Consider the following 9,318-nt stretch of genomic DNA (forward strand, 5'->3'; position numbering starts at 1 on the left):
GGGCGGCCCGGCGCGAGCGCGAGCGCGCGCGCCAGGTGGCCGTCGCGCGCGCCGTGCACACGGGCGCGGTCCGGACCGGTGAGCTGCTCGACCGTGCGCTGCAGCGCGCGGCGCACGAGCGGGACGCCGCGGAGGCCGCGCGCGCCGAGCGCGACCGTGCGCTGGGCGAGGTCCGCACCCGGGTCGACGCGCTCGCGCGCGACCTCGCGGAGCTCACGGACGTCGCCCACCGCGACGAGGTCGCGCGTGCCGAGCAGCGGCTGCGCGTCGAGCAGCTCGAGACCCGTGCGGTCGAGGAGCTCGGCCTGGACCCCGACGTGCTGCTCGACGAGTACGGCCCGCACCGCGACGTGCCGGTCGTGCTGCCGCCGGGTGTCGAGCCCGATCCCGACGCGGCGACGGCGGTGCCGTACGTGCGGGCCGAGCAGGAGAAGCGGCTGCGCGCCGCGGAGCGTGCGCTCGCGCAGCTGGGCCGGGTCAACCCGCTCGCGCTCGAGGAGTTCGCGGCGCTCGAGGAGCGGCACCGGTTCCTGGTCGAGCAGCTCGCGGACCTCAAGAAGTCGCGCGCGGACCTGCTGGAGATCGTCAAGGAGATCGACGAGCGCGTCGAGCAGGTGTTCGCGGACGCCTACCGGGACACGGCGGCGGCGTTCGACGAGGTCTTCCCGCGGCTGTTCCCGGGCGGCGAGGGTCGGCTCGTCCTCACGGACCCGGACGACATGCTGACGACGGGCATCGAGGTCGAGGCGCGCCCCGCCGGCAAGAAGGTCAAGCGGCTGTCGCTGCTGTCGGGCGGCGAGCGCTCGCTGACGGCGGTCGCGCTGCTGGTCGCGATCTTCAAGGCGCGCCCCAGCCCGTTCTACGTCATGGACGAGGTCGAGGCGGCGCTCGACGACGCGAACCTCGGCCGGCTGCTCGAGATCTTCCGGGAGCTCCAGGACGACTCGCAGCTCATCGTCGTGACGCACCAGAAACGGACGATGGAGATCGCGGACGCGCTGTACGGCGTGACGATGCGGGGTGACGGCGTGACCACCGTCGTGAGTCAGCGCATGGGGGAAGAAGCGCCGGCCTGACCCCCGCGCGATCGGCGCGGTTCATCCCATGACCCGCGCGTGACCTGGTCGGACGCCCAGATCGGTGCGTGTGTGAAGGTTTGGCGCGGGTTCCGCCGGGGTCGCGCGCGGTGCCGCGCGTGTCGCGCATCCGCGACACAGACTTGTCCCGTGCTCGTCGTGATGGTCGTCCTCGTCTCGCTCGCCGTCGCCGCCGCCGTGCTGGTGGTGGTGAGCGTCACGACCGAGCACGAACGCGACGGCGAGAGCGGCTGGCAGGCGTTCCGGCGCGGGCTGCGCGCCCGTCGTCACCCCGACGAGGTGCAGCGCGAGGCCGCGCGCGCCGCAGCCGCCGACCCGGTCGACCTCTCGCTCGCGGACTTCCTGCGCGCGACCGCGTCCGAGGGCGACGGGTACCTGCACCCCGAGGAGATCACCGAGGACCTCCAGCGGGCGCGCGAACGCGCCGCGCAGGTGCTGCGCGCGCGTCGCGAGCACGGCGGGGACGTCGCGACCGGCTGACCCCCCGCGAGGGGGCCGGGCCGCGTCGGCTCGCCCTCACCGCCGCCCGCCCGACAGACTGTCCACGTGGACCTCAACGATCTCCTGCCGTACCTCATCGGCGCGCCCGTGCTGGTCGCCGGCGCCGTGGCCGCCGTCGTCGTGCGCCGACGCCGCCCGGGCGCCCCGACCACCGACGAGCGCACCGCGCCGCCCGCCGGGACGACGTCGTCGACGACCGCACCGCCGGAGGCGCCCGCACCCGACGTCGCGACGCCTGCCGCCACGACCGACGCGGCGGCGCCCGGCGTCGAGGTCCCCGACACCGCCGAGCTCACGACAGCGCCGCCGCTCGAGACGCCCGCGCCGACCGCCGGCCGCCTGCGTCGCCTGCGCGAGCGGCTCGCGCGCTCGGGCTCGCCGCTGGGCACGCGGCTGCTCGGCGTCCTGTCGCGCGACCACCTCACCGAGGACGACTGGGACGAGCTCGAGGAGACGCTGCTGCTCGCCGACGTCGGCGCCGGCCCCACCGACGAGCTCATCGCGGCCCTGCGCACGCGCGTGCGCGTCGACGGCCTGCGCGACGGCGCGCAGGCGCGCGAGGTGCTGCGCGAGCAGCTGCTCGCGCTCGTCGACCCGACGCTCGATCGCTCGCTGCGCACGTCGCCCACCACCGGCGAGGACGGCACGCGCGTGCCGGCCGTCGTGCTCGTCGTCGGCGTCAACGGCACCGGCAAGACGACCACCGTCGGCAAGCTCGCGCGCGTCCTCGTCGCCGACGGCAGCAGCGTCGTGCTCGGTGCGGCGGACACGTTCCGCGCGGCCGCGGCCGACCAGCTCGAGACGTGGGGCTCGCGCGTGGGCGTGCCGACCGTGCGCTCGGACCGCGACGGCGCCGACCCGGCCGCCGTCGCGTTCGACGCGGTGCGCACGGGCGTCGCGGACGGCGCCGACGTCGTGCTCGTCGACACCGCGGGCCGCCTGCAGAACAAGGCGGGCCTCATGGACGAGCTCGGCAAGATCACGCGCGTCATCACGCGCACCGCGCCCCTGTCCGAGGTGCTGCTCGTGCTCGACGCGACGACCGGCCAGAACGGCCTCAACCAGGCGCGGGTCTTCGGCGAGGTGGCCGGCGTCACGGGCATCGTGCTGACCAAGCTCGACGGCACGGCCAAGGGCGGCATCGTCGTGGCCGTGCAGCGCGAGCTCGGCGTGCCCGTCAAGCTCGTGGGGCTCGGCGAGGGCCCCGACGACCTCGCACCGTTCGACCCCGAGGCGTTCGTCGACGGCCTGCTCGAGGGCTGACACGACGACCAGGGGCCGGGACGCGCCGTCCCGGCCCCTGGACGCCCGCCCGGCACGAAACGCAACGTTTACGCGCAGAGGCCTGCTGTCACACGTGCGTAACCGCACCGCCCGTCGAGCGAAACGGCACCGCTCCACAGTTGTCCCCGTCCGGCCGCCAGGCTGGCGAGGGGAGAGCAGACATGGAGTGGGACACCGGAGCGGCGGCCTGGATGCTGACGTCAGCATCGCTCGTGCTCCTCATGACGCCGGCACTGGCGTTCTTCTACGGGGGCATGGTCCGCGGCAAGTCCGTCCTCAACATGATGATGATGTCGTTCGGCGCGATGGGCGTCGTCGGCGTGGTCTACGTGCTGTGGGGCTGGTCGATGTCGTACGGCTCGGACGTCGCCGGGATCTTCGGCAACCCGTTCGACCAGTTCGGCCTGAGCGGCACGCTGTTCGACGCGGACGGCGCGGCGATCGCGAGCCCGCTCGGCAACTACCCGCAGGTGATCGACGTCGCGTTCCAGGTGACGTTCGCGATCATCACGGTCGCGCTCATCAGCGGCGCGCTCGCGGACCGCGTCAAGTTCGGCACGTGGATCGCGTTCGTCGCGGTCTGGGTGACGGTCGCGTACTTCCCGATGGCCCACATGGTGTGGGGCGGCGGCCAGCTCTCGGGCGCCGAGGGCTCGATCGCGGCGGCGATCTTCGGCACCACCGACGGCGCGGCGAACACGGCGCCGATCGACTTCGCGGGCGGCACGGTCGTCCACATCAACGCCGGTGTCGCGGCCCTCGTGCTCGCGCTCATCATCGGCAAGCGCAAGGGCTTCGGCACCGAGGCGATGCGCCCGCACAACCTGCCGTTCGTCATGCTGGGCGCCGCGCTGCTGTGGTTCGGCTGGTTCGGCTTCAACGCCGGCTCGGCGTTCGGCGCCAACGAGACCGCGGGCCTCGCGTGGGTCAACACGACGGTCTGCACGGCCGCGGCCATGCTCGCCTGGCTCGTCACCGAGAAGTTCCGCGACGGCCACGCGACGTCGCTCGGCGCCGCGTCGGGCATCGTGGCCGGCCTGGTCGCGATCACGCCGGCCGCGGGTGCGCTGCGCCCCGTGACCTCGATCGTGCTGGGCGTCGTCGCCGGCGTGCTCTGCGCGCTGGCCGTCGGCCTGAAGTACAAGTTCGGGTACGACGACTCGCTCGACGTCGTGGGCGTCCACCTGGTCGGCGGCCTCGTCGGCACGGTGATGATCGGCTTCCTGGCGGACGAGGGCGGCCTGTTCTTCGGCGGCGGTGCGAACCTCCTCGTCATCCAGGTCGTGATCGCGCTCGTCGCGGTCCTGTTCTCGGGTCTGACCACCGCGGTCATCGGCCTGATCCTCAAGGCCACGCTCGGCTGGCGCGTCTCGCAGGACGTCGAGGTCGGCGGCATCGACCTCGCGGTGCACGGCGAGACCGCGTACGAGAACCTGGGTGGCGCCCGCATCGTGTCGGAGGTGAAGTGATGACGAAGCTCGTGACGGCGGTCATCCAGCCGCATCGGCTGGACGACGTGAAGTCGGCCCTCGAGGCCGCCGGGGTCCGCGGCCTCACGGTCAGCGAGGCCAGCGGCTACGGCCGGCAGCGCGGCCACACCGAGGTCTACCGGGGCGCGGAGTACACCGTCGACCTCGTCCCGAAGGTGAAGATCGACGTGCTCGTCGCCGACGAGGACGTGGCCGGGGTCACCGAGGTGATCGTCCAGGCGGCGCAGACCGGCAAGATCGGCGACGGCAAGGTGTGGGTCGTCCCGGTCGAGGACGTGGCACGCGTCCGCACCGGCGAGCACGGCGACGACGCGCTCTGAGCGCGCTCCGAGCAGGAGGGGTCACGGCTCACCGATGACGAACGGACGGCCGCCCGCGGGGGGCGCGGCCGGGCACGGGTCCCAGCAGCAGGTCCCGCACCCCGCCGGGGTGCGGGACCTGCGTGCTGCGCGGCTCGACCTGGCCGCACGGATGACGGGTCCGGGCAGCGACGGCGTCGCCCGCCGCCGCGCGATCGCCGACCTCGTGGTCGGCGCCCTCGCGCGCCTGTGGGACGAGGCCACGGAGGGAAGGGAGCTCCAGGGCGTCGCGCTGGGCGTGGTCGGCAGCGTGGGGCGCGGCGACGCGAGCCCGGTGTCGGACCTCGACCTGCTGCTCGTGCACGAGGGGCGCGGGCACTCGGCCGACGAGCTCGCGCGGCTCGCCGAGCGCCTGTGGTACCCGATCTGGGACGCGGGTCTCGACCTCGACCACTCGGTGCGCTCGCTCGCGCAGTGCCGCCAGGTCGCGTCGAAGGACCTGCCCGCGGCGGTCGGCCTGCTCGAGCTGCAGCCGGTCGCGGGCGACGGCCTCGTCGTCGCGCGCGCGACGTCAGCCCTGCTGGCGGACTGGCGCTCGGCGGCGCGCCGCCGGCTGCCCGAGCTGCTGGCCTCGACGCGGCAGCGCGCCGACCGGCACGGCGAGCTGGCGTACCTCATCGAGCCCGACCTCAAGGAGGCGCGTGGCGGCATCCGCGACGCGGTCGTGCTGTCGGCGCTGGCGGCGACGTGGCTGACCGACCGGCCGCACGGTGCGGTCGACCACGCGTACGCGCACCTGCTCGACGTGCGCGACGCGGTGCAGGTCGTGACGCGCCGGCACACCAACCGGCTGCTGCAGGCGGACCAGGACGAGGTCGCGGCGCTCGTCGGCTTCGACGACCGCGACGACCTGCTCGCGTCGATCGCCGAGGCGGGCCGCGTGATCTCGTACGCGCTGGACACGACGGCCCGCAACGCGCGGCAGGCGCTGCAGCGGCCCGCGCGCGGGCCGCTGCTCGTGCGCGGCCGCCGGACTCCGCCGCGGCTGCGGACCATCGCCGAGGGGCTCGTCGAGCACGACGGCGAGCTCGTGCTCGCGGTCGACGCGCGGCCCGCGGACGACCCGGTGCTGTCGCTGCGGGCCGCCGCGACCGCGGCACGCACGGGTCTGGTGCTCTCGCCCGTGACCGTCGCGAGCCTCGAGGCGACGCCGCCCCTGCCCGTGCCCTGGCCGCGTCCCGCGCGCCAGCAGCTGCTGCACCTGCTGGGCGCCGGCGCCGCGCAGGTGCCGGTCTGGGAGGCGCTCGACCTCGCGGGCGTCGTGACGACGTGGATCCCGGAGTGGGCGGGCGTGCGCAACCGGCCGCAGCGGTCGGCGATCCACCGGCACACGGTCGACCGGCACCTCGTCGAGACCGTCGCGCGCGCCGGCCGTGACCGGCGCGCGGTCGACGCGCCCGACACGCTGCTGCTCGCCGCGCTCCTGCACGACGTCGGCAAGCGCGCCGGCGCGGGGGACCACGCGGTCGAGGGGGCGCGGCTCGCGGGGCCGATCGTCACGCGCATGGGGTTCGGGGAGGACGTCGCGGCCGACGTCACGCGGCTCGTGCGCGAGCACCTCACGCTCGCGGAGCTCGCGACCACCGCGGACCCCGACGACCCGGCGACGCTCGCGCGGCTGCTCGACGCGGTCGACCACCGCGCCGACCTGCTCGCGCTGCTGCGCGCGCTCACCGAGGCCGACGCGTCGGCGGCGGGCCCCGCGGCCTGGACGACGTGGCGGGCCACGCTCGTCGACGACCTCACGCGCCGGGCCGCGCAGGCGCTGGCGGGTACCCTGGGACGTCCGTAGCCGTTCCGTCCGACCCCGCGAGGCCAGGTTGTTCGCCACCCTCTCCGACCGTCTCACGTCGACGTTCAAGAACCTGCGCGCGAAGGGGCGCCTCTCCGAGGCGGACATCGACGCCACGATCCGCGAGATCCGGCGTGCGCTGCTCGACGCCGACGTCGCGGTCCCGGTGGTGCGCCAGTTCACGGGCGCGGTGCGCGAGCGCGCGCTGTCGGCCGAGGTCTCCGGCGCGCTCAACCCCGCGCAGCAGGTCGTCAAGATCGTCAACGACGAGCTGGTCGGGATCCTCGGCGGCCAGACGCGCACGGTCGCGTTCGCGAAGCAGCCGCCGACCGTCATCCTGCTCGCGGGTCTGCAGGGCGCGGGCAAGACGACGCTCGCGGGCAAGCTCGCGCTGTGGCTGCGCGAGCAGGGCCACACGCCGCTGCTCGTCGCGGCCGACCTGCAGCGCCCCAACGCGGTGACGCAGCTCCAGGTCGTCGGTGAGCGCGCGGGTGTGCCGGTCTACGCGCCGCACCCCGGCAACCAGGGCTCGGACGACGTGCTGCCGGCCGGTGCGGACCCGGTGGCGGTCGCGCGCTCGGGCCTCGAGACCGCGCACCAGCGCCAGCACGACGTGCTGATCGTCGACACCGCGGGTCGTCTCGGCGTCGACGCCGAGCTCATGTCGCAGGCCGCCGACATCCGCGACGCGGTCGACCCCGACGAGATCCTGTTCGTCGTCGACGCGATGATCGGCCAGGACGCCGTGACGACCGCGCAGGCGTTCGCCGACGGCGTCGGCTTCACCGGTGTCGTGCTGTCGAAGCTCGACGGCGACGCGCGCGGCGGTGCCGCGCTGTCGATCGCGAGCGTCACGGGCCGCCCGATCATGTTCGCCTCGACCGGTGAGAAGCTCACCGACTTCGAGGTGTTCCACCCCGACCGCATGGCGTCGCGCATCCTCGACATGGGCGACGTCCTCACGCTCATCGAGCAGGCCGAGAAGGCGTTCGACGCCGAGCAGGCCGAGAAGATGGCCGGCAAGCTCGTCGGCGGCGAGGACTTCACGCTCGAGGACTTCCTCGTGCAGATGCAGCAGCTCAAGAACATGGGCTCGCTGAAGAAGATGTTCGGGATGCTGCCGGGCATGGGCCAGATGCGCGAGGCCCTGGAGAACTTCGACGAGCGCGAGGTCGACCGCATCGAGGCGATCATCCGCTCGATGACGCCCGGCGAGCGGCAGAACCCCAAGATCATCAACGGCTCGCGGCGCGCGCGCATCGCGCGCGGCTCGGGCACCACGACGAGCGAGATCAACCAGCTGCTCGAGCGGTTCGAGGGCGCGAAGAAGATGATGCGCCAGATGGCCCGCGGCGGCGGCATGCCCGGCGGCATGCCGGGCATGGGCAACCTGCCGGGCATGGGCGGCAAGAAGTCGCGCGGCCGGCAGGCGCCGCCCAAGCGCGGCAAGGGCGCACGGTCGGGCAACCCCGCGAAGCGGGCCGAGCAGGAGCGGGCCGCCGCGGCGCGCGCGGCGGGCGAGGCGCCTCGCGCGCCGTCCGGGTCGGCGTTCGGGCTCGGCGGCGCCGCCCCGACGCAGGACGACGCGGCGTTCGACCCGGGCAGCCTGCCCGCGGGGCTGGGCGACCTGTTCAAGGGGCGCTGACCGGCGCGTGATCACGCACCTGCGCGGCACCGTGGTGCTCGACGACGAGCACGAGGTCGGCGAGGCGTGGGTCGTGGGGGACCGGCTCACGCTCGAGCAGCCGGCGGGGGCGCCCGAGGCGGTGCTCGAGGGCTGGGTGCTGCCCGGGCTGGTGGACGTGCACTGCCACGTCGGCCTCGCGGCCGACGGTGCGGTCGACGCGGCGACGGCCGAGCGGCAGGCGGTCGCCGACCGCGACGCGGGCGTGCTGCTCGTCCGGGACGCCGGCTCGCCCGCGGACACCGCGTGGGTGCACGCGCGCGACGACCTGCCCCGTCTGCTGCGGGCGGGCCGGCACCTCGCGCGACCCAAGCGGTACCTGCGGCACTACGGCCGGGAGCTCGCCGACCCGGCCGACCTGCCGGACGCCGTCCGCGAGGAGGCCGCGCGCGGCGACGGCTGGGTCAAGCTCGTGGCCGACTGGATCGACCGCGACCTCGGTGCCGACGGCGACCTCCGGCCGCTGTGGCCGGACGACGTCCTCGCCGCCGCGGTCGCCGCCGCGCACGCCGCGGGCGCGCGCGTCACGGCGCACACGTTCAGCCACGAGGCGCTCGACCCGTTGCTGGACGCGGGCGTCGACTGCCTCGAGCACGCGACGGGCGCCACTCCGGCGCAGGTCGAGCGCATCGCGGCGGCGGGTGTCCCGGTGACGGCGACGCTGCTGCAGGTGGGGCAGTTCGGCGCGATCGCGGCGCAGGGCGAGGCGCGCTACCCGCGGTTCGCGGCGCGCATGCGCGCGATGCACGAGCGGCGGTACGCGCACGTGCGGGACCTGCACGACGCCGGGGTCCCGCTGCTGGTCGGCACCGACGCCGGCGGCACCATCGGCCACGGGCGCATCGCGGACGAGGCGGCCGAGATGGTGCGCGCCGGCCTCCCCGCGCACGACGTCGTCGCGGCAGCGTCGTGGCGCACGCGCGCGTGGCTCGGCGTGCCCGGGATCGCGGAGGGCGCGAGCGCGGACGTCGTCGTCTACGCGGCCGACCCGCGCCGCGACGTCGCCGAGCTGGCGCGCCCCGCGGCCGTCGTGCTGCGCGGGACGCGGGTGCGGTAGCTGTCGTGGTCGAGCGCCCGGACCCCGCCGAGCCGGTCGGTCCGTTGCGGCTCC

Annotated in this window: 8 protein-coding genes; all 8 read left to right on the forward strand. The window is 75.1% G+C overall.

All coding sequences use genetic code 11. The annotated features are described in order from the left end of the window. On the forward strand, positions 1-1,076 hold a 1,076-nt coding region (locus CS2_RS16555; RefSeq protein WP_156442181.1), incomplete at its 5' end, for an AAA family ATPase. Between the two features lie 150 nt (positions 1,077-1,226). Then, positions 1,227-1,577, forward strand: a complete 351-nt coding sequence (locus CS2_RS16560) for a hypothetical protein (RefSeq protein ID WP_226235952.1) — start codon at positions 1,227-1,229, stop codon at positions 1,575-1,577. 66 nt (positions 1,578-1,643) lie between these two features. Continuing rightward, a complete protein-coding gene (ftsY, locus tag CS2_RS16565; protein ID WP_070320808.1) occupies positions 1,644-2,861 on the forward strand; it encodes a signal recognition particle-docking protein FtsY in 1,218 nt (405 codons plus the stop codon). A gap of 182 nt (positions 2,862-3,043) precedes the next feature. Then, entirely contained in the window at positions 3,044-4,351 is a 1,308-nt protein-coding gene (locus CS2_RS16570) for an ammonium transporter (RefSeq protein ID WP_046528086.1), read from the forward strand. Continuing rightward, entirely contained in the window at positions 4,351-4,692 is a 342-nt protein-coding gene (locus CS2_RS16575) for a P-II family nitrogen regulator (RefSeq protein ID WP_046528087.1), read from the forward strand. Before CS2_RS16570 ends, CS2_RS16575 begins: the two co-directional genes overlap by 1 nt. Before the next feature lie 34 nt (positions 4,693-4,726). After that, complete coding sequence (locus CS2_RS16580) at positions 4,727-6,523, forward strand: [protein-PII] uridylyltransferase (protein ID WP_070320809.1); 1,797 nt, start codon at positions 4,727-4,729, stop codon at positions 6,521-6,523. 28 nt (positions 6,524-6,551) lie between these two features. Beyond that, positions 6,552-8,168 carry a signal recognition particle protein gene (gene ffh / locus CS2_RS16585; RefSeq protein ID WP_070320810.1) on the forward strand — a complete coding sequence of 539 codons (1,617 nt, stop codon included), beginning with the start codon at positions 6,552-6,554 and terminating at the stop codon, positions 8,166-8,168. A gap of 7 nt (positions 8,169-8,175) precedes the next feature. After that, positions 8,176-9,264, forward strand: a complete 1,089-nt coding sequence (locus CS2_RS16590; RefSeq protein WP_070320811.1) for an amidohydrolase family protein — start codon at positions 8,176-8,178, stop codon at positions 9,262-9,264. Positions 9,265-9,318: the final 54 nt, after the last annotated feature.

It is taken from the genome of Cellulomonas iranensis NBRC 101100 = JCM 18110, assembly GCF_001552375.1.
In the GTDB taxonomy this organism is placed as follows: Bacteria; Actinomycetota; Actinomycetes; order Actinomycetales; family Cellulomonadaceae; genus Cellulomonas; species Cellulomonas iranensis.